The sequence below is a fragment of the Pandoraea sp. E26 genome, assembly GCF_000681415.1.
Lineage (GTDB): Bacteria > Pseudomonadota > Gammaproteobacteria > Burkholderiales > Burkholderiaceae > Pandoraea > Pandoraea pnomenusa.
Window position 1 is genome coordinate 40,546 of record NZ_AYXJ01000008.1, and the last position, 21,137, is coordinate 61,682.

12 protein-coding genes and 1 riboswitch are annotated in these 21,137 nt (G+C 66.2%); of the genes, 6 read left to right on the top strand and 6 right to left on the bottom strand.

Annotation, left to right across the window (positions count from 1 at the left end):
* Positions 1–186 precede the first annotated feature (186 nt).
* The 3 genes from recC to recD are packed head-to-tail and all read left to right on the top strand — an operon-like array spanning position 187 to position 9,682.
* Complete coding sequence (recC, locus tag W930_RS0105160) at positions 187–3,603, top strand: exodeoxyribonuclease V subunit gamma (RefSeq protein WP_023872083.1); 3,417 nt, start codon at positions 187–189, stop codon at positions 3,601–3,603.
* Complete coding sequence (gene recB / locus W930_RS26145; RefSeq protein WP_023872082.1) at positions 3,600–7,487, top strand: exodeoxyribonuclease V subunit beta; 3,888 nt, start codon at positions 3,600–3,602, stop codon at positions 7,485–7,487. The genes recC and recB overlap by 4 nt, the downstream gene beginning before the upstream one ends.
* Positions 7,484–9,682 carry an exodeoxyribonuclease V subunit alpha gene (gene recD / locus W930_RS26150; RefSeq protein ID WP_023872081.1) on the top strand — a complete coding sequence of 733 codons (2,199 nt, stop codon included), beginning with the start codon at positions 7,484–7,486 and terminating at the stop codon, positions 9,680–9,682. Before recB ends, recD begins: the two co-directional genes overlap by 4 nt.
* Here the strand turns inward: recD and W930_RS0105175 are convergent.
* Complete coding sequence (locus W930_RS0105175; protein ID WP_023594639.1) at positions 9,642–10,979, bottom strand: hemolysin family protein; 1,338 nt, start codon at positions 10,977–10,979, stop codon at positions 9,642–9,644. The two genes, recD and W930_RS0105175, sit on opposite strands and share 41 nt — an antisense overlap.
* 455 nt (positions 10,980–11,434) lie before the next feature.
* On the opposite strand from W930_RS0105175, the gene W930_RS0105180 reads away from it, so the two are divergent.
* Positions 11,435–12,589 carry a hypothetical protein gene (locus W930_RS0105180; protein WP_023872079.1) on the top strand — a complete coding sequence of 385 codons (1,155 nt, stop codon included), beginning with the start codon at positions 11,435–11,437 and terminating at the stop codon, positions 12,587–12,589.
* Between the two features lie 120 nt (positions 12,590–12,709).
* On the opposite strand, the gene thiC is transcribed toward W930_RS0105180, so the two are convergent.
* Positions 12,710–14,626: a phosphomethylpyrimidine synthase ThiC gene (thiC, locus tag W930_RS0105185; RefSeq protein WP_023872078.1), complete on the bottom strand. Its 1,917-nt coding sequence runs from the start codon at positions 14,624–14,626 to the stop codon at positions 12,710–12,712.
* 73 nt (positions 14,627–14,699) lie between these two features.
* Positions 14,700–14,798: riboswitch (TPP riboswitch) on the bottom strand.
* 291 nt (positions 14,799–15,089) lie between these two features.
* Between thiC and W930_RS0105190 the strand changes: the two genes are divergently transcribed.
* On the top strand, positions 15,090–15,545 hold the full coding sequence (locus tag W930_RS0105190; protein ID WP_023594642.1) for a carboxymuconolactone decarboxylase family protein: 456 nt from the start codon (positions 15,090–15,092) through the stop codon (positions 15,543–15,545).
* 130 nt (positions 15,546–15,675) lie between these two features.
* Here the strand turns inward: W930_RS0105190 and W930_RS26155 are convergent, their stop codons facing one another.
* Complete coding sequence (locus W930_RS26155) at positions 15,676–17,346, bottom strand: hypothetical protein (RefSeq protein WP_023872077.1); 1,671 nt, start codon at positions 17,344–17,346, stop codon at positions 15,676–15,678.
* A 285-nt stretch (positions 17,347–17,631) separates the two neighbouring features.
* Between W930_RS26155 and blaOXA the strand changes: the two genes are divergently transcribed.
* Positions 17,632–18,489, top strand: a complete 858-nt coding sequence (gene blaOXA / locus W930_RS0105200) for an OXA-62 family carbapenem-hydrolyzing class D beta-lactamase (protein ID WP_023872076.1) — start codon at positions 17,632–17,634, stop codon at positions 18,487–18,489.
* Between the two features lie 103 nt (positions 18,490–18,592).
* On the opposite strand, the gene wrbA is transcribed toward blaOXA, so the two are convergent.
* From wrbA to W930_RS26160, 3 genes are all read right to left on the bottom strand, one after another.
* Positions 18,593–19,225, bottom strand: a complete 633-nt coding sequence (wrbA, locus tag W930_RS0105205) for an NAD(P)H:quinone oxidoreductase (RefSeq protein WP_023594645.1) — start codon at positions 19,223–19,225, stop codon at positions 18,593–18,595.
* 257 nt (positions 19,226–19,482) lie between these two features.
* Positions 19,483–19,776, bottom strand: a complete 294-nt coding sequence (locus W930_RS0105210; RefSeq protein WP_023594646.1) for a hypothetical protein — start codon at positions 19,774–19,776, stop codon at positions 19,483–19,485.
* Positions 19,777–19,992: 216 nt separating this feature from the next.
* The gene (locus tag W930_RS26160) at positions 19,993–20,961 is read right to left on the bottom strand and encodes a LysR family transcriptional regulator (RefSeq protein WP_023872075.1); all 969 of its coding nucleotides are present in this window, start codon (positions 20,959–20,961) and stop codon (positions 19,993–19,995) included.
* Positions 20,962–21,137: the final 176 nt, after the last annotated feature.

Consider the following 21,137-nt stretch of genomic DNA (forward strand, 5'->3'; position numbering starts at 1 on the left):
TGCGCGCCGCGAAGAGGGGATACCGCCGGTTACACGCGGCGCGCCGAGGCACGCCAATGCATCGCATCCGCGGGGCTGCCGGCAGGCGTCACGCATGAGGGGGCGGATTTCAGGATCCGTCCGATGGGCTGTGCGACAGGCCATTTGCTATGCTTGCGAACAGATCCGATCAGCCGCCACGCCCGCATGCTCCACCTATTCTTTTCCAACCGGTTCACCACGCTCGAAGCCGCCTTGCTGCGCGATCTCGCGCAAGCGCCCGGCCAGGGCGACGCCGCCGCGAATCCCTTCGACACGGAAACCATCGTCGTGCCGAGCGTGGCGGTGCGGCGTCGGCTCGAACTGGACTACGCGGACATCTTCGGCGTATGCGCGAACGTCCGGCTGACCTACCTCGCCCAGTGGCTCTGGGACATGGCGGGCAAGCTGCTCACGGTGCCGGAGAGTTCGCCGTTCGCGCCGGACCGGCTCGTCTGGCCGCTGTACCAGTGCCTGGCCCAGCCGTGGGTCAGGAGCTCGCCGCGTTTGGCCGGCTATCTGGCCGGCGCCGACGATGTCATGCGCTTCGAACTGGCGGAGCGTCTGGCGCACATCTACGACCAGTATCTGACCTATCGGCCGAACTGGCTCGAGCGTTGGCAGGCCGGCGAGCCCATCGATGCCGGCACGGCGCCGGGCTGGGGGCAGGTGCAGCGTGACGACGAAGCGTGGCAGAGCGCGTTGTGGCGAAAGGTGCTGGCGCATCTGGACATCCGCGAGCGTCATCCCACGCTCCGGGCGATCGACCGGATCGAACAACTGACACCGGAAACGGTGCCCCATGGCTGGCCCAGGCGTGTGTCGGTGTTCGCACTGTCGTCGATGCCGCCGTTGTCGATGGCGCTGCTCAAGGCGATGTCTCGCCTGATCGACGTCCATCTGTACGTCCTCAATCCGTGCGAGAGCTATTGGTTCGACATCGTCCCGCCGTCGCGTCTGTCGTATCTCACGCGCCGCGATGGCGCGGCGCACCGGGAGGTGGGGCATCCGTTGCTGGCCGAGTGGGGTCGCCAGACGCAGTCCCACATCGACGCGCTGTATGCCGATCTCGCGCCACAGGCGGTCGAGGACCGGGCGCTGTTCCAACCCAATCCTGCCCCGACGCTGCTCGCCGCCTTGCAGAACGGCATCCTCACGCTGGACGACGGCCGTCACGGCACCACGCAGGGGGGCGGCGCCGATGGTTCGGTGCAGGTGCATGTGTGCCACAGTCTGGCGCGCCAGATCGAGGTGCTTCACGACCGGCTGCTTGCCTGCTTCGACGAAATTCCCGATCTGCGGCCCGACGACGTGCTGATCACCGTGCCCGATCTGGCGCGCGCGGCGCCGCTCATCGACGCCGTATTCGGGACCGCCACGCCTCGCATTCCCTATCTCGTGACGGGCCTGCCGCCCACGCGCACCAATCCGGTCGCGCGCGCCTTCGCTTCCATACTGGCATTGCCGCAGCAGCGGGTGGCGGCATCGAGTCTCGTGGAACTGGCGCGCACGGAAGCCGTGGCGCAACGCTATGACCTCGGGGGCAATGTGCTCGATGCCATCCAGAACTGGCTGCACGCCGCCGGCGCACGTCGCGGCTGGCGCGGCGACGCGCTGCTGCGGCTGGAGGCACCGCGGCAGGCCGCAGACGGCGACGGGGAGATGGCGCCCGCGCTGGAGCGTCATACGTTGGGAGACGCCATGATGCGGCTGTTCCTCGGCTATGCGCTGCCGGATGACGCCTTGCCGGTCGACGACTGGCTGCCGGTCGGCGGTATCGAGGGCGGTCGTGCCGAGTTGCTTGGCCAGCTGGCGCGTCTGATCGACGATCTCGACATGACGTCCGTTGCGCTGCGGACGGAGCGCACGGGGCTTGAGTGGCGCGATCAGTTGCTCGCGATGCTGGAGCAGTTCTTCTCCGACGAGACGCGCTTCGCCGACGACGTGGCCGAGGTGCGCATGGCAATCGAGCAGATCGGTTCGGCCATTGCCGACGGTGCACCGGAGGTTCGCGTGCCGGTTGAAGTGGTCGCCCGCGTGCTGGCCGACGCCCTCGACGATCCCACGCGCGGCGGCGTGCCCTCGGGGCGCGTGACGTTTGCCGCCATCCCGAGCCTGCGTCTCTTGCCGTACCGCGTGGTGTGCATGATCGGCATGGACGACGGTGTGCTTCCGGGGCGCGTACGCGCCGACGAGTTCGACCTGATGCGCGTGTTGCCGCAGCGAGGCGATCGTCAACGACGCGACGACGAGCGCAACCTCTTCCTCGACCTGATGCTCAGCGCCCAGGATCGTTTTCTCATCACCTACACCGGGCGCAGCGTGCGCGACAACGCACCGCTGCCGCCCTCGACCGCGGTCGACGAACTGCTCGATTTCACGGGACAGTTGCTTGCCCCGGTATCCGCGGGGTACACGCTCGAGGCACAGCGCGAGGCGCGCGACGCCCTGATCGTGCTGCATCCGTTGCAACCGTTTTCCCCGGCATATTTCGACGGTCGCGACGCGTCGCTCTTCAGCTACGACGTGTCCAACGGCGACGCCGCGCGGGCGTTGGCCGACCCCCTGGCCGTGCCCGCATCAGACGTCCCCGAGGCGCCCTTCGTGCGAGAAGCGCTGCCCGCCGTGGCGCAGACGCATCTGACGCTCGACGACCTGCTCCGCTTCTGGCGGCATCCCGGCCGTGCGTGGGCAAGGGACAGACTGGGACTGTCGCTTGGGGAGATGCTCACCGAAGTGGAGGACGACGAGCCGTTCGTGCTGGATTGGGCGGGCCGCGATGCGCTGGCGTCCAGGCTGCTGCCGCGATTGCTGCGCGACGATGCACGCGACGCCCGCCATCATGCCGAAGCCGTCGAGCGAATCGCCCGCGTGAGTCATGAGTTGCCGGGCGGCGCGACAGGCGCGGTCTGGCGCCGGCGCGAGCTGGGTGGCTTGCGCGCGCTCGCGGCGCAGGTGCGCGAGGCCCAGGCCGAAGGGACGCAGGAGCTATTGGTGGCCCTGCCGTTGACGCCGGCACTGCCGCCGTCGTGGAAGGCATCGACGCCGGCCGCATGGCACGGTGACGCGACCTTGTCGGCGCAGTGTCTGTTGCAAGGACGGCTCGCACCGGTTTCGCGTTACGGGCTGGTGATGTATCGCTATGGCAGCATGCGTCCAAGCGATCTGCTCGCCGCGTGGCTGGCGCATCTTGCCTTGTGTGCGCATTTGCAGCAGAGCGCGCATGCCGGTCTGGATGTGGCGCCAAGAACGTTGTGGTACGGCGAGAACGAGACGTTCGCCCTTCGTCCCGTGGAAGACGCGGCGGCGTTGCTCGCCCAATGGGTGGCGTTGTACCGGCTGGGCCAGACGCGTCCGCTACCGTTTTTCGCACGCAGCGCGTGGAAGCTGGCGAGCACCGGCAAGGCCGCAGAGGCCGAGAGCGCCTGGCAGGGTTCGGCGTTCGCACGCGGTGATGCCGACGATCCTTACACGCGGCTACTTTGGCGCGGCGTGGAGAATCCCTTGGCGCCGCCCTTCGATCTGCTTGCGAATACCGTGTTCGGGCCGGTGGTTCAACATCTCGAAGTCGTGGAGGGCGCATGACGCAACTCATCGACCTCGACGTGTTCGGCTGCGATCTGGACGGCGTCTGCCTGATCGAAGCGTCGGCCGGCACCGGCAAGACGTGGAACATTTGTGCGCTGTACGTTCGGCTGTTGCTCGAGAAACAACTGACAGTCGAGCAGATTCTCGTCGTGACGTTCACCAATGCCGCGACCGCCGAACTGCGCGAGCGGATTCGCGCACGCCTGGCCGGACTGGTGGCCGCCATGGCACCGGTGTTCGATGAGGCATCGAACGACTGGCATGACGAGGACGTGGATGAGGGGGAGGGGTTCTCCGATTTCGATCCCGACGCCAGCGACGACCCGTTGTTCAGCGTGATGATCGCCGGGCTGATCGAGCGCGGCGAGATGACGCCGAAAGCCGTTCGCGACTGTCTTCAGACCGCATTGCGCGGGTTCGACCAGGCGTCGATTCATACGATTCATGGATTCTGTCAGCGGGCGTTGGCGGAAGTCCCGTTCGCGGCCGGGCTGCCGTTCGCCTACGAGTTGGTGCCGGACGACAACGGTGTGCGCCACGATCTGGCTGTCGATTACTGGCGACGGGTGGTCGAGCCGCTCGCGGCGCAGGACGATGGCTTCGCGGCTTGGCTCGTCGATCGCAAACGCTCGCCGGGCACGCTCACCGACCAGTTGGCGCGCCGCCTGAAGAAGCCGATGTCGGCGTTGCGTTGGCCGCCTGCCGTCGACGCCGCCCCGCCATCGCCCGACGACGCCCTGCTCGCGACCTACCGGGCCGCGCGCGAATGCTGGGAGGCGCAAGCCGCGGTCATCGCCGACCTGATGCGCGCCGCGCTGCCGTCGTACAAAAAGAACATCTATCACGAAGGATCGCTCTCCCAGGCGGTTGCCGCGTGGCGCCGTTACCTGTCGGCAGGCGACGTCGGCGCGCCGCTCGGGCAGAAGGCCGAACTGCTCACGAGCGCACGTCTGGCCAAGGACATCAAGAAGGGGGAGACGCCGCCCGATCATCGGTTCTTCGACATGGCGGATGTGCTGGTTCGTGCGCGCGCCGACGCCGACGAACGCTACGCCATGCAATGGCTGCGAATCCTGCGCGACTGGCTGGCGCAGGCGCCCGAGCAACTGGCGCTTCGCAAGCGCGAGTTGCGAGTGGTGTCGTTCGACGACCTGCTCGGCAACATCGCACGTGCACTCATGCAGCATCCAGAGTTGGCCGATGCCCTGCGAGAGCGCTATCCCTGCGCGCTGATCGACGAGTTTCAGGACACCGATCCGTTGCAGTTCGCCATCTTCAGCGCGGTTTACGGAAACGGTGGACACGGCGGACACGATGGACACAGCGGGCACCGTGGACAGCGCACGCCCACCTCGCCCGCGCAGGGGCGTGGACCGATGTTCATGGTGGGCGACCCGAAGCAGGCCATCTACAGTTTCCGCGCGGCCGATCTGCACACTTATCTGTCCGCGCGCCAGAACGCCGATGCCGCCTATACGCTGGCGGTCAATCAGCGTTCGACGCCGGCCATCATCGACGCCGGCAACCGCCTGTTCGGCGCCAACGACCGGGCGTTCGTGCTCGAAGGGCTCGAATATCCGCCGGTACGTCCGGGCGCGCGGCGTCGTCCTCCGCTCACCGACGTGCGGGACGTCGCCGACTTCACGGTCTGGTGGCTGCCCGACGATGACGAGCCGCTGTCGAAGGACGACGCGTTGCAAGCCTGCGCGAAGGCCACCGCTGCCGAGGTGGCGCGCTTGCTGGCCGGTGCCTCGCGCGGGGACGTCCTCGTCGGCGAGCGCCCTCTCGCGCCGGGCGATATTGCCGTGATCGTCCAGACGCACCGCCAGGGGGCGCTGATGAAGGCGCGCCTTGCCGAACACGCCGTGGGTAGCGTGGAACTCACGCAGGATTCCGTATTCGCGAGCGAAGAGGCGGAAACCCTGTTGCGGGTGTTGCGAGCGGTGGAGTCGCCGGGCGATGTTCGTGCGCTGCGCTCGGCGCTGGCGACGGAACTGTTCGGTCTCGACGCCACCGCGTTGTATCGCATGCAGACGAGCGAGGCGTCCGACGCCGAAGCCATTGCGTGGATCGAGCGACTTCAGCGGTATCGTCAGTTATGGGCGGACCGGGGCTTCTCAGCGATGTGGCGCACGCTCATGCGCGAACTTGGACTGGCGGCGCGCCTGGTGGCGCAGTCCGGCGGCGAGCGACGGCTGACCAATTTCATGCACCTGGCCGAGCTGGCGCAGGCGCGCTGGGCCGAGCAGCCGGGCATGCCGGCGTTGCTGCGCTGGCTGGCCTCGCAGCGCAACGCCGGCGGTGGCGAGGAGGCCCAGTTGCGTCTCGAGTCGGACCAGAACCTGGTGCAGATCGTGACCGTGCACAAATCGAAAGGCCTGGAATACGGCGTGGTGTTCTGCCCGTTCCTGTGGGACGGCGCGGTGCGCGACGGCGGTGGTCTCGACGGGCTCGAGTATCACGACGGACCGACGGCAGTGATCGATTTCACCGACGCCGCGGGCAAGGGCTCACCGGCCGCCGCCGCGCTGCGGCAGGAGCAATCGGCGGAGCAGGCGAGGCTGCTTTACGTTGCGTTGACACGCGCCGTCTACCGCTGCTATCTGGCCGCCGGCATTTACTCGTCCCGGCGCAGCGTGAAGGAATCGTGCGGCGGCATGCTCAACTGGCTCGCGGCCGGGCAGGGGATTGCGTTCGACGCGTGGATCGCATCGACGATCGATACGGACGAACGGGTGCAAACCATCCGGGCCGCATGGAAGTCCCTGATCGGTGGCCCGCTCGATGTGGTGCCGTTGCCCATCGGCGATGCGCTCGACGCGGCCACGCGTGTCGCACCTCCGATGGCCCCCGAACTCGCCACGCGCACCAGCACACGCGCATTGCGCGAAGCGTGGCGCATCGGCAGCTTCTCGGGCCTGCTGGCCGGGATGCACGCCGGGCCGCAATTGGGGGGCGGTCAACTCAGCGCGCCCGAACGCACGCGTCCCGACTACGACGCGCAGGCCAACGCGGGGCCGACATTTGCCTTGCCCCCGGAAGGCGACGACGTCTGGCCGCCGTCCGATGACATTCTTCGCTTTCCGCGCGGCCCTGCGGCCGGCGAGAGCCTGCACCGGGTATTCGAACTGGCGGATTTCCAGTCGCGTGCGCAGTGGCCTCACGCCGTATCGCGTGCACTGCGGGAGCGTCCACCGGGACGAGGTGCCGAGAGCAACGACACCTGGCGCGCCATGATGATGAACATGCTCGCCGACACGCTCGCCACGTCACTGCGCCCCGGCATGCAGCTCGCCGACGTGTCGCTGGCCGAGCGACTCACCGAAATGGAATTCACCTATCCGGCCGATGCCGTCCCGCTCGAAGCGCTGCGAGGTTTGCTTCGACAGTTCGGCTATCCGGACCTGCCACTCGACGCCACGGTACTGCGCGGCTATCTCAAAGGGTTCATCGACCTGGTGTTTCGCCATGGCGGGCAGTGGTGGATTCTCGACTGGAAGTCGAACTACCTCGGCACCGCCCCGGAAAACTACGGTTCCGAGGGCTTGCGCGAGGCGATGGCCGAGCATGGCTACCATTTGCAGTATCTGCTCTACACACTGGCGTTGCATCGCTATCTGCGGCGCCGTTTGCCCGATTACGACTACGACCGCGACATGGGCGGAAGCCTCTACCTCTTTGTTCGGGGCGTGCGCCCCGACTGGGCCAACGCCCATCTGGCCGGTGACGATGTCCCCGGCGTCTTCTTCGACAAGCCGTCGCTCGACATGGTGAACGCGCTGGATCGTCTGTTCGCTGCAGGGGACAACGCCGCGCTGGCGCAGGCGCTGGCGCTGGACGCGCCACCGGCCCCGCTGACGGCCGATGGGGAGGACGCATGAACGAGCTGCGTCGCACCGCCGACACGCCGTCGGGGGCGCAAGCCGACAGCGGTGTCGTGCGTCTCGCGCAAGGTTTCGCACGCCGCATGGCCCTGCTCGCCAAGGGCAACGGCGCCGACGAGGTGACGTGCCGCTATGTCTGGCGTGCCTCGCTTGCCGTAAGCCTCGCGACTGCGGAAGGTCATGTGTGCGTGCCCCTCGGCGACCTGCTCGACACCCAGGCCAGCGGCGAGTTGTTTCCTGGCGACGCCCCTTCGCTGGCCGTCTGGCGAGAGGCCCTTTTCGCCAGTGGTCTGTGCGCGCGGGCAAGCCTCGCGCATGCATTGACGAACCATGCGCCCACAGGCGCGTCGACTGGCGCGTCGACGATCGATGCGCCGGCCGAGGCGTTTCCGCTGTTGCTCGACGAGCGCGATCGTCTCTATCTGGCGCGCTATTACGGCTACGAGGCGCGTCTGGCGACGGCGCTCGGGCGCAAGCTGTCGACTGGGCAGCGCATGGCCGTCACCTCCGAGGACCGCGCTCGCCTGCGACGATACTTCGGCGAGGGGGTGCTGACGGGGGCGGACGGACAACCGGAACCGAACTGGCAGATGGCGGCTGCCGCGCTGGCGCTGCAACGCTCGTTGGTGGTGCTCAGCGGCGGCCCCGGCACCGGCAAGACCACGACAGTGGTCGGTTTGCTAGCCTGCCTGCTGGAGCGCGACGCCGATCTGCGCGTCGCGCTGGCGGCGCCCACGGGCAAGGCCGCGCAACGCATGCAGGAGGCGCTCACCGCGCGCCAGGATCTGCCCGAGACCGTGCGGCAGGCGCTGCCCGAGGTGGCACTCACCCTGCACCGTCTGCTCGGCGTGCTTCCCGAGTCCGCGGATCAGGTCGGACGTCGCTTCCGGCATCATGCGGGCAATCCGCTGCCCTACGATCTGATCGTGGTGGACGAGGCATCGATGATCGACTTGTCGATGGCGACGCAACTGCTGGAAGCCGTGCCGGAGGGCGCCCGTCTGATTCTCCTGGGTGACAAGGACCAATTGGCGGCCGTGGAGGCCGGGGCGGTCTTCGGCGAACTGAGCGCGCAGCGTGCGTTTTCGCCACAGATGCGTTCGCGTCTACTCGACGCGCTGGGGTGGCCGCGGGATCGTCCGCCGCTCACGGGGCCGTTGGCCAGGCCTGGTGCGCAGGGTCAAGGCGGTGTCGACGCAACTGCCGATGATGCCGAAGCGGCGAACACGCAGCACACGCAGCGCGCCCGCGGGCTTGAAGATGCGGTGGTCTGGCTCGAACGCACCTATCGGTTCGGTGCCCACTCGGCCATTGGCCGACTGGCTACCGCCATCAAGGCGGGCAAGGTCATCGAGGCGCGCAAGGAGTGTGTCGCGCCGGACACCGTCCAGATGGCGGAAGTGGTGGATATGACGGAAATGGCGGGGGCGGACAGGGTGACGCTGACCGAGGACGGCGGCATCCAGTTGTCGCCGACGAATCTCAATGCGCTCGCCGACGGGTATTCGGCTTACCTCGACGCGCTGACGCAGGCCTTCGAGACGATCGATCGGCTCGGCGACCCTGCGGCGGCGAGTGTCGCTGACGTCGCCATGGTCGCGCAGCCGGTTTTCGCCGCCTTCGGACAATTCCGCGTGCTGTGCGCCACGCGCGGCGCTCGCCGCGGCGTCGAGTTCCTCGGCGCACAACTGACGGCCGTGCTGGCGCGACGCGCGGGCGTCGCCCTCGGCGCTGGCGGCGGGGCATGGTTTGCGGGGCGTCCGGTACTGGTCACGCAGAACGAGTACGCGTTGAACCTGTTCAACGGCGACATCGGCATAGCCCTGCCGCTCGGTCCGTCCGGTACGCTGCGTGTGGCGTTCGCCACGCCGGACGGCGGCTACCGACTGTACTCGCCGGCAAGCCTGCCCGCACACGAGACCGCGTTCGCGATGACGATTCACAAGTCGCAAGGCTCGGAGTTCGATCGCGTCGCGATCGTCCTGCCCGAGCAGGCGAGCCGCGTGCTCTCGCGGGAATTGATCTACACGGGCGTGACGCGTGCCCGCCGGCAAGCCGCGCTTTATGCGCCGTGGCCGGTCATCGCATCTGCCATCGCGCGGCCGACGCAGCGCGACGGCGGCTTGACCGACCGCTTGCGCGAGGTGTTAGCTACGATGCCGGCTTCGCCGCCGCAATCGCGGCTTCCGTGACGGCGCCCAGGCGCGTGACGAGCAACTGGTCGATCTTGTAGTTGTCGATGTCGACCACTTCGAATTTGTAGCCGGCGGCCTCCGTTGCTTCCGATTTCTTCGGAATGCGCTTGAGTTGATAGATCATGAAGCCGGCGATGGTCTCGAACTCGCCTTCGCCCGGCAATTCGTCAATGCCAAGCGCTTTCTTGACGTCTTCGACCGACGTCACGCCGTCGACGAGCCAGGAGTGCTCGTCGCGCTGCACGATCTGGTCCTCGTCGGCGGGGTGGACCACGTCGCCCATGAGCGCGCCGACGATGTCGTTGAGTGTCACGACACCGACGACGAGGCCGTATTCGTTGATGATGACGGCGAAACCCTCGCGGGTTTCCTTGAAGCGCGCAAGTGCCTCGGACAGGTTCAACGTGTCGGGAATCACCAGCAGCTTCTTGGCATAAAGGCGATCCAGGTTGCGGATGACGCTCGACAGGTCTTCGCTGGCAATGCGCTGGAGCAGATCCTTCGAGTCGACGTAACCGAGCACGTTGTCGATTTCATCGCGGCAGACGAGATACTTCGAATGCGGGCTTTCGGTGATTTTCTGGCGAATGCTGCGCTCGTCCTCTGCGATGGTGAAGTACACCACGTCGTCCCGGAATGTCATCACCGATCCGACCGTGCGCGACTCGAGCTCGAAGACGTTTTCGATCAGATGCAGCTCCTGCTTGCGCAGGACACCGGCCTGAGCGCCGGCCCCTACCATCGCCGCGATGTCTTCGGACGTGATGTTCTCGATGGCGTGCGTGGGCAGCTTGAAGATGCGCAGGAACAGGTTCGCGACGCCGTTGAAGACGAACACCAGCGGGCGCAGGACCTTCAGGCACAACAGCATCGGATCGATGATGGCCGTGGCGACGCGCTCGGGATTGACCATCGCCAGACGCTTCGGAATCAGGTCCGCGAACTGAATGAAGGCGATGGTGATGAACAGGAATGAGCCGATGCCGGAGAGCCGCAAGGCCAGCGCCTGATCCACGAACGGGGAAATCCAGGCAAACAGATAGCCGGTGAGGAAGCTCTCGCCAAGGACGCCGCCGAGCACGGCCACGGCGTTCACACCGATTTGCACGACCGTGAAGAAATTGCCGGGTTGTTCCTTGAGCGCGAGCACCTTCACGGCTTGCTGGTCGCCCTTTTCCATGAGCACCTGGAGTTTGGTGCGCTTGGCGGCGGTCAGCGAGATCTCCGCGGCGGAAAAGAAGGCGCTTGCCAGCACCAACAGAAAGATACTGAAAAGAAAGCCGTAACCACTCATATTGTTTTCCCTGGACGTGCGATGGCGGTACCTGGCCGCGACGCAGGCCGGACCGGTTCGCACGGGGGAGGGTCCGGTGGCAGGGAGACATTTCAAAACAAGGCCCGTGGGGGCCGTCATTTTGAGATGCCTTCGGGCTGGGCGCGCAGTGCGCGTCCGGGGTCGGTCCTGCCGTCTGGCGGGCCGCGTCAGCCGTTCGGGCTGTACCGCTGACCGATAGCATGCCATAAGTCGAGGCCGTATCGTCAGGCGATCCCGCCGTCATGAGCGGAATGGGACACGCCATGCGTCGCGGACGACGGGCGTGTCCCACGGGGTCCGCCGTCATGCGGAACACGCCTTGTCTACTCCCGGGCGGTGGCTTGCACGAGCTGCGAGACACGCCGTACAGAACCGACAATCGGCGCAGCACCTCTCGTGCATCGTGATGCCTGCCTCGACACGGTGTCGGGGCCGTGGCCACGAACCACGCCTTCTCCGATGAGGACTTCACGATGATGCATGGCATTCAACCCGCAATCCACGCGCCCGGCACGGGCGGTCTGACATCGCTTTCCCCGCTTGCACCCACGGAGTCGGTTTTCCGGGCGGGCGGCGTCGCCGGCACTGCATTGGCGCACGTTGCGAACGCACGTGTGGCGGCATCGTATCACCCGTGGTCGGTCGACCGGGCATCAGCCAGGTCGATGCCGGTCGTTGCGAACCACGCGATGCGCACGGATTTCCAGGCGGTATCATTCGGCGGCGACGTTGGCGTCGTGACGGCCGGATCAGTGGAATCGATGCAGTCGATGGAATCGGCCGAAGCCGACCCGACGCATGGGGGCGACTCCCTGCTCATGGCACCACGCACCGGCGCCCCGCGTGTTGCGCAGCCGGTACTTTGCCCATCTGCGCTGGCGGCGCTACATGTCTGTGCAAGCCTGCCGTCGCCCAATGCGCGCGGCGCGTCGATCGATGGGCGCCAGCATCCGGTCGTCATGCCGGACGGACGCAGCGAACGCGCGCAGCTCTGCCGCGACATCGTCGCGGGCGCCTTGCTCGGTACGGAAGGGCGTAATGGCACCGTGCCGTTCGAGCCCACCCGGGAAACGGTGACGCGAACCGTGGCCGATACCGCGCGTCGCTGGACGGGCAAGCCGTCGCTCGCGGGCAAGAAGGAGTGGACGCAGGCGTGCATGACGTTCGAGGCGCCGGGCGGCTTCATCGGCAGACTCAACGATCGGCTGCATTCGGGAGCGCGGGTTCTGCCAGACGCGCAAAGCACCGAATGGATGCTTCGGGTCGGGTTCGCCGACAGTTTGCCGATGCATCAGGCTCTGGTCCGCGGCGACTTGCCACCGTCCGTTGGCATGGGCACCGACGAATGGGCGCGGCTGGCGCTGGGCGTCGAGCATCTGGGGGCGCGCCACTGGGAGATGCGCCACACCGAAGTGATGGACGCGGCAGTGCTGCCCGCAACGAACACCAAGGCATTCACCGCCCTCGCCACGTCGATGTCGACGCTGCCGGCGCACATCGCCACGCAACGCCTGCGCAACAAGCTCTCGATGTACGGTGTGCCGACGGCACCCGCGCCAGGCACCAGTACCGCGCCATCGGTCGGTTGAGGGGCTTGCACGTGGCAGTCGCGCGGCGCGAATGAAAAAAGCGCCCGGGGTGAAGTGCCCCGGGCGCTTTGCACTGCAACGTCCGCGCCGACGCACAGGGCGTCGGCACGCGGCGAGGCATCAGGTACGGCGATAGATCTCGGCGCCGCTCTTGACGAACTCGACGGCCTTGACTTCCATGCCCTGCTTGAGGGCGGCTTCGTCCGTGATGCCTTGCTTGGCCGCGTAATCGCGCACGTCCTGCGTGATCTTCATCGAGCAGAAGTGCGGACCGCACATCGAGCAGAAGTGCGCGACCTTGGCCGAATCCTTCGGCAGCGTTTCGTCGTGGAATTCGCGTGCCTTGTCCGGATCGAGACCCAGGTTGAACTGGTCTTCCCAACGGAATTCGAAACGCGCCTTCGACAGCGCGTTGTCGCGAATCTGCGAACCGGGGTGGCCCTTGGCGAGATCGGCGGCGTGCGCGGCGAGCTTGTACGTGATGATGCCTTCCTTGACGTCGTCCTTGTTCGGCAGACCCAGGTGTTCCTTCGGCGTGACGTAGCACAGCATGGCCGTGCCGTACCAGCCGATGGTCGCTGCACCGATGCCCGACGTGATGTGGTCGTAGCCCGGCGCGATGTCCGTCGTGAGCGGTCCGAGCGTATAGAACGGCGCTTCGTCGCAGTACTCGAGCTGGAGATCCATGTTCTCCTTGATGAGTTGCATCGGCACGTGGCCCGGGCCTTCGATCATCACCTGGACGTCGTGCTTCCACGCGATCTGGGTGAGTTCGCCCAGCGTCCTGAGTTCGGAGAGCTGCGCTTCGTCGTTGGCGTCGTAGATCGAGCCGGGGCGCAGGCCGTCACCCAGCGAGAAGGCGACGTCGTACGCCTTCATGATTTCGCAGATTTCTTCGAAGTGCGTGTACAGGAAGCTTTCCTTGTGATGCGCGAGACACCACTTGGCCATGATCGAGCCGCCGCGGCTGACGATGCCGGTCATGCGGTTGGCCGTCATCGGCACGTAGGCGAGACGCACGCCGGCGTGGATCGTGAAGTAGTCGACGCCTTGCTCGGCCTGCTCGATGAGCGTGTCGCGGAACATTTCCCACGTCAGTTCCTCGGCCTTGCCGTTGACCTTTTCGAGCGCCTGATAGATCGGCACGGTGCCGATGGGCACCGGGCTGTTACGCAGAATCCACTCGCGCGTTTCGTGGATGTGCTTGCCGGTCGACAGATCCATCACCGTGTCGCCGCCCCAGCGGATCGCCCACGTCATCTTGTCAACTTCCTCGCCGATCGACGACGTCACGGCCGAGTTGCCGATGTTCGCGTTGATTTTCACGAGGAAGTTGCGGCCGATGATCATCGGCTCCGATTCCGGGTGGTTGATGTTGTTCGGGATGATGGCGCGCCCGCGTGCGATTTCGCTGCGCACGAATTCCGGCGTGATCTCCGCCGGGATGCTGGCGCCGAAATGCTGGCCGGGATGCTGGCGCGAGAGCAGCTTGGCCAGACGCTCGCCTTGCGGGCCCGTCTGGCGCACGCTCTCGATGTATTCCTGACGGCGGAGGTTTTCGCGGATCGCGATGTATTCCATTTCGGGCGTGATGATGCCCTGACGCGCGTAGTGCATCTGCGTCACGTTCTTGCCGGCCTTGGCGCGACGCGGCGTGCGATGCAGGCCCGGGAAGCGCAGCTCCGCGGTCGCGGCGTCGGCGGCCCGCTCGCGGCCGTAGGCCGAGGTCAGGCCCGGTAGCGCTTCGGTGTCGCCGCGCGCTTCGATCCATGCGGCACGCAGGGCCGGCAGGCCGGAGCGGATGTCGATCTTGGCGTTTGGATCGGTGTACGGGCCCGAGGTGTCGTACACGTAGATCGGCGGGTTCTTTTCGCCGCCGAAGCTCGTCGGGGTGTCGGCTTGCGAGATTTCACGCATCGGCACCTGGATGTCCGGGCGCGAGCCTTGCACGTAGATCTTGCGGGAATTCGGCAGCGGTGCGATCGCGGCTTCGTCCACGCGCGCGTTGGCTGAGAGGAACTTCGGGTTGGCGTTCATGCAATGTCTCCTGGCGGGGCACGTGTTGACGCCGACAATTTCGGCGCAAAGCGGCTCAGGAGCATGAACGGGGGCGAGGAATTTCTACGCTCCCTGCGCTGGCATTATCCAGATCAGGTTCTAAGGGTATTTCTCACCCACAACTCACGTTGCAGGACCCCTGCGCTTAGCTTTGCGGCAACGATACACCGACATGCCGGGCGAACACAAGCATGATGTGTCCCGAAAAACGTGAACGGATGATGGTGCAATGCGGCATGCGCGCACGCCCCACGCCAGGTTCGCTGGCGAGCGCACAATGCGGGCCGCGCGGTTCCCCGGACCGGGGATGTCGGCGACTTGGCCGACGTTGGCCTGGCGAATTTATTCGCTTTTGGCTCTTTTGATTCAGGCAGGAGGTGCGTATCGTCAACGATGTGAATGCCGGATCCGAACTGACTTCAATCGAACGGAGAGACCATCCATGCTGCGCCTGAACTACATCAAAGCCGCTCCGCGCCCGTATGAATACCTGAGCACACTGAGCCACTACTTCCACGATTGCGGACTGCCGGACGGCCTCGTCGAACTCGTGTGGCTGCGCGCCTCGCAGCTCAATGGCTGTGCGTACTGCATCGACATGCACGTGACAGACGCGCTGAAAGTCGGCATCGAGCCGCGCCGCGTGCATCTGCTCGATGCCTGGCGGGAGACGGAGCTTTATTCGCCGGCCGAGCGCGCGGCGCTCGCATGGACGGAAGCCGTCACCAACGTGCAGGACGGACACGTGCCCGACGACGTGTTCGCGGAACTGCGCGCGCATTACGATGACAAGGAGATCTCCGACCTGACCTTCGCCGTTGCCACGATCAACGCGTGGAACCGGATGGCCATCGCATTTCGCGCACCGCTGCCAAAGGTGCCGCACGGCGTGCGCTGAACTGCGTCCGAATGCACCTTGGCGGTGCGATGGGCCTGCGCCGGGCCCGGCGCGACTTCCGTTTGCGCACTATCGCCGATCGACCGTGCGTGACCGATGCGCGGGCGAACCGCGACCGTGTGGCGCAGACTCACTGTGCCAGCCGGACTTCGCGCTGAAACTCGCGCGGCACGAGCCGAAGCACGTCGCGAAAGAAGCGCCGATCGGGGGGCGGAAGCATCGGCAGCACCCTTCCCAGCGAGTGAGCCGCGTGCAACGCCTGCGGGGAGTCGCCGTCCTGGTGCAGCGCGAACCACAACATCTCGAACCACAGGTTGGCGAGCTGCAACGGCTCGAAGCCAACACGCCCCTCTTCGTGATCGGCGAGCGTGGTGGCCAGCACGTCGGTCCAGCGGGTGAATCCCTTGGCGCGCGAAAACGGTGCGCCGAACGGCTGCACGGCGTCGAGAAATGCGTCGACGGCGAGCGGCGTGCTCGCGCGCAACGTTGCAAGATCGGGATCGCGCCGCGCCGGCACGGCACCGCGCGCGATGCGCAATAAAAAAACGGTGTTCCAGACGGAGTTGCCGCCCACGCCGAAGCGGTCGCAGATCCATTCGGACAAACCAATCCAGCGCAACGCCTGACGCTGCACGTCGGCGGCGGCGAGGCGGCGTCCCGGGTCGATGAGCGCGCCCTGCCAGAACAACCACAGCGTCAGCCCGATGTTGGCCGCAACGTGTTGCGCCAGTTCGATCGAATCGCCTTCGAACGCGGCCTGCAGCGCGTCGGAAAAGGCGGCCAGCGCATCGGCGGCCGATTTGGCGCGCGCCGGCATCGGACCCGGACGGGCGGCGTGCGACTTATGCAGCAATGCCTGCAGATTTCGGCTCTCGAAGCGAATCCGCGGGTTGTAGACGAGACACGGGGCAAGCGTCGTGTCGTCGCCGATGCGTTGCAGATGGGCGAACGCGCCGGCTTCGTCGCGCAACGCGTAGGCTTGCCACGCCTGCACGATCCAGTGCATGGCGCGCAGCGTGGGCGAGCCCGGCGGGTTCGCGCCGAACGTTTCCGCCAGCGTGGTGAGGGTCCGCCTCGTGCGTTCGGCGTCGCCCATGCGGCGCCAGACGATCGTCTCGGCGAGCAGCGCGATGCCTCGCTGCACGTCGTCGACGGCGCAAACCTGCGCGGCATGGAACGAGGGGATGGCGCCCGTGCGCTGACGCCGCACGTCACCCGGCGCGCTTGCTTGCGGTGGCGCGAAGAACACGCCGTCCTGCATGTCGCGCTTGCCCAGCGTCAGGTGATGCCAGAACGCGATGTCCTGCATGACGTAATCGAGGGCGGGGGAGTGTGTATCGGGCGCCGTGTCCTGCGGGAGGCCGAGAAAGGCGGCAATCGCGCGGCGCGGGCTGTCCGGCGCGGCATTGCCGATCGTCACGCGGACCCGCGGAATTTCCCGGGGCGCGAGCCAGAACGGCCCTTTGCCACGCCCGCGCGTGGGCAGCAGACGCGGGTCGGCGTGGCGATCCTCGCCCCAGCCGACCGCGACATGCCAGCGCGCGAAATCCGAAAAAGCGCGACTGATCAGCATGCGCAGATCGCCCGCCGCGCCGGACGTCTGCCCGAAGCGGGACTTCAGCGATGCCAGCGAGACAGGCGAATTCTCGTAAAGCGCCGCGTAATACACCCGCATGAGCAGCCAGAGGCTTTGGTAGCGGACCGCCTCGCCATTGATCGTTTGTGGCGCGTCGAGGCGTACGGCGAGGGGGGCGGCGCCAGTGGCGCTGACGTTCGTGACGGTGGCGGGAATGTCGGGCATGGCGTCGAGTTTCGTCGAATGACGTCGGAGAAGCGCCCGCTTCGCGCCGGGGCGGCGTGCAGCCTGCGCCGCAATCTCACGGTCTTCGGGAGGGGCGCACCGATGATACGGCGGTTACGTCGGTTACGGTAGCTTTGCTTTGCGTCTGTCGAAACCCGAACTAAGCTGCATACGCTCTCGAGAACCGGCGCCTGGCCAGCGTCCAGACAGCATGCCGGCGATGCCCCGGAGGGTCCGCAACGTCCCGCATGTCCGACGAACCTCCCATGAAATCAGGACAACGAAATGAATACGATAGTCTCTCGCCGGTGGCGTGCCGGCCTGTGGCGGCGGCTGGTCGGCGCGGTCGTCTTGCCCGCAACGCTCGCCGCCACCCCTGCGGCCTATGCGGCCGACGTGCCGAAAGCCGCGCCGGGGCGCATCACCGAGCGCGCCGACTGGGGCAAGCTGTTCGCCGCGGAGGGCGTGAAGGGCACGATCGTGGTGCTCGACGCACGTACGCAAACCTATCAGGCCTACGACGCCGCACGTGCCGAGAGGCGCATGTCGCCGGCGTCGACTTACAAGATATTCAACAGCCTGCTGGCGCTCGACTCCGGGGCGCTGGACAACGAACGCGCGATCATTCCCTGGGATGGCAAGCCGCGACGCATCAAGAACTGGAACGCGGCGATGGACCTGAGGACCGCGTTTCGCGTGTCATGCCTGCCCTGCTATCAGGTCGTCTCGCACAAGATCGGGCGCCAGTACGCGCAGGCGAAGCTGAACGAGGTCGGGTATGGCAACCGCACCATTGGCGGCGCGCCGGACGCCTATTGGGTCGACGACAGTCTGCAGATTTCGGCGCGTGAGCAGGTGGACTTCGTGCAGCGTCTCGCGCGTGGCACGTTGCCGTTCTCTGCGCGCTCGCAGGACATCGTGCGCCAGATGTCGATCGTCGAAGCCACGCCGGACTATGTGCTTCACGGCAAGACGGGCTGGTTCGTCGACAAGAAGCCCGATATCGGCTGGTGGGTAGGGTGGATCGAGCGCGACGGCAACATCACCAGCGTGGCGATCAACATCGACATGCTGTCGGAGGCCGACGCCCCGAAACGGGCACGCATCGTGAAGGCGGTGCTGAGGGACCTGAAGCTGATTTGATCGCGCGGCGGCGCATCGTGGTCTGGCGTGCCGTTTACCGTTGCCAGGCGCTGCGCTGTGGGAACGCCTTCGGGCGTGACCACCGCGCAACGCCTGGCGAGGATTACAGTGCGCGTCCGTGTTTCAGGGCGGCCGCAATTTCGGCCACGTGTCGGCCTTGCGTGCGGGCGATCTTCAATTCGTTCTCGCTCGGCTGGCGGGAGCCGTCGGCAGCCGCCAGTGTGGTTGCGCCGTACGGCGTGCCTCCGGTGATTTCCGTCATGTTGGTCAGCGCGGGTTCCGTGTAAGGCACGCCCACGATGACCATGCCATGGTGCAGCAACGTGGTGTGGAAGCTCGTGATCGTCGTCTCCTGTCCGCCGTGTTGCGTCGCGGTGCTGGCGAACACGCTGCCGACCTTCCCGGCGAGCGCTCCCTTGGCCCACAAACCGCCGGTCTGGTCGAGGAAGTTACGCATCTGGGCCGTCATGTTGCCGAAGCGCGTGGGTGTGCCGAAGATGATCGCGTCGTAGTCGGGCAGTTGATCGACGCGCGCGACCGGTACGTTCGCAAAGGCTGCCCGTGCCGCTTTCGCGCCGCTCTTTTCCAGCACGTCGTCGGGAACGAGTTCGGGGACCTGCATGACGCTCACTTCCGCACCGGCGACGCCGCGCGCCCCTTCGGCAACGGCTTCGGCCATCTTGTAGATGTGCCCGTACATGCTGTAGAACACCACCAGGATCTTGGCATTGGCCATGGGAATCTCCTTTGGGTCGAGGAAGGCTGGCGTCGCGGGCGACATGCCACGCGAGGCGAGCCGTTCCATCATAGTCGACGCACATGACGAAACGTGTGCGCGACGACGCGCGGCACGGGGCCGGCGTGTTGTCTTCCCGATGCGGACCTGACGCCGGCCGGATGCCAACTCGATCCTGACCTGATGCCGATGCGGTGCTCGCGCCTTGCCCCCCACTGCTGGCGCGATGTTGCGACGAGCGGGGAGTTACGCGGGGATCAACGCAGGCGCGAGCCGATGAGGCAACCCAGCGCGAGTGCCGCCATCAATACCGCGACGCTGGCCGATACGCCACCCGCCAGTGCCAGCCCGGTCGCGGCAAGGCCGTGCGCCAGCAGGGCCGCGGGCACGAGCAGCATGGCGCTTACAACGCTCCAGCGCATCACATATCTCCACAGGAACCGACTCACGACGTGCATGCGTGCGTCGAGTTGATGCCGCTGCCAGAACGACAGATCGGCCGCCGCATGGAAGAGCCAAAGCGGGCTGAAGTATTTGATGAACAAGTCCATGACGCCATACGAGAAACACAATGCCCGCCGGGGGCGGGCATGGCGTCGAGGCGCGATGGCGAGACCGTCACGCGCTTTGTGGGGGGGGAGTCGACGCCCCACAATTGTAGCAGGCGCTCACTCACAATGCTCGGACGGTTTGCGATTCCCTTGGGCTTATTTCGTTGAATATCGATCAATCGTAGGTCAATAGTGCTCTTTATTCGTTATTTGTGGTTATTTTTTGGGTGTCGCCGTCTTCGCTCCGCGTGCGGCCTTGCGGGAAGGGGCCGCGAGCGCGTGTGGCGAGGCGGCCGTGACCTGCTGGATCAGCTCCCACACGGACTGTGCGGCGGGCGAAAGGGTGCGGTTCTTGCGGCGTACGAGCGTGATCGTCCGGTCGATCTGGGGCACGAGCGGCAGGGCGATGAGCCGCCCGTCGTTCTTGGGTCCGGGCATCGTGGGCAGCGCAAGCGCCGGCATGATGCTGATGCCGATGCCCGCCTCGACCATGCGGAACACGGTGATGGCGTGTCCGACTTCCTGCGCCACCTGGCAGTAAGCCCCATGCGCTGCCAGCGCACGGTCGATGAGCGGGCGGCTACCCGACGCGTAGTCGAGCAGCACGAGTTTCTCGCCATTGAGCGCTTTCCAGTCCACGGCCGCCTGTTTCGCGAACCGATGTGAGCGATCGCACACCACCAGGAACGGCTCGACCATGATCGGCTCGCCGACGAGGTCGTCGGCGCCCTCGGACGCGACGATTACCCCGAAATCGACTTCGCCATGACGCACGCTGTCGGTCGCCAGCGTCTGGACCTGGTCGCGCAGCATCAGCGTGATGTCCGGGTAGCGAGCGGCACAGGCCGAAATACATTCCGGCATGAGATTGGCCGAAATGGTCGGCGCGCTGGCTACGCGAACCCGGCCACGACGCTCCTCGGCCAGGCCGTGCGTGTCGCGCAGGGCGCTTTCCAGCTCGTCGAGCACCCGGGCGAGGGTGGCGGAGAGGCTGGCGCCCACTTCGGTCAGCGTGACTTCCCGCGTGGTACGGTCCACGAGCTTGAGTCCGAGTTCTTGTTCGAGCTCCCGAATACAACGGCTGACGGCCGGCTGAGTCAGGCCAATATCCTCTCCGGCGCGGCTGAAGCTGCCGAGGTCGGCCACTGCGAGGAACACCTTGAGCTGGCGCAGCGAGATATTCATGCGAATTTTGTATGAATAAAATTTTTAAATGAATTTGTATTTTAACTGTCCTTGCGGTCTAATACGTGAAAACCCGTATCGCGAGCGCACACTTCCGGTCACTTCCGATCGCCCGCCGATCGATTGAGACCCGCGGGCGGCGACATGCCGCCGGTGCGTGTCCTGGCGTACGGGCT

Excerpts from the sequence above, each read along its gene's own strand:
- recC (WP_023872083.1), top strand. The coding sequence starts at position 187 with ATGCTCCACCTATTCTTTTCCAACCGGTTCACCACGCTCGAAGCCGCC.
- recB (WP_023872082.1), top strand. The coding sequence starts at position 3,600 with ATGACGCAACTCATCGACCTCGACGTGTTCGGCTGCGATCTGGACGGC.
- recD (WP_023872081.1), top strand. The coding sequence starts at position 7,484 with ATGAACGAGCTGCGTCGCACCGCCGACACGCCGTCGGGGGCGCAAGCC.
- W930_RS0105175 (WP_023594639.1), bottom strand. The coding sequence starts at position 10,979 with ATGAGTGGTTACGGCTTTCTTTTCAGTATCTTTCTGTTGGTGCTGGCA.
- thiC (WP_023872078.1), bottom strand. The coding sequence starts at position 14,626 with ATGAACGCCAACCCGAAGTTCCTCTCAGCCAACGCGCGCGTGGACGAA.
- W930_RS0105190 (WP_023594642.1), top strand. The coding sequence starts at position 15,090 with ATGCTGCGCCTGAACTACATCAAAGCCGCTCCGCGCCCGTATGAATAC.
- W930_RS26155 (WP_023872077.1), bottom strand. The coding sequence starts at position 17,346 with ATGCCCGACATTCCCGCCACCGTCACGAACGTCAGCGCCACTGGCGCC.
- blaOXA (WP_023872076.1), top strand. The coding sequence starts at position 17,632 with ATGAATACGATAGTCTCTCGCCGGTGGCGTGCCGGCCTGTGGCGGCGG.
- wrbA (WP_023594645.1), bottom strand. The coding sequence starts at position 19,225 with ATGGCCAATGCCAAGATCCTGGTGGTGTTCTACAGCATGTACGGGCAC.
- W930_RS0105210 (WP_023594646.1), bottom strand. The coding sequence starts at position 19,776 with ATGGACTTGTTCATCAAATACTTCAGCCCGCTTTGGCTCTTCCATGCG.
- W930_RS26160 (WP_023872075.1), bottom strand. The coding sequence starts at position 20,961 with ATGAATATCTCGCTGCGCCAGCTCAAGGTGTTCCTCGCAGTGGCCGAC.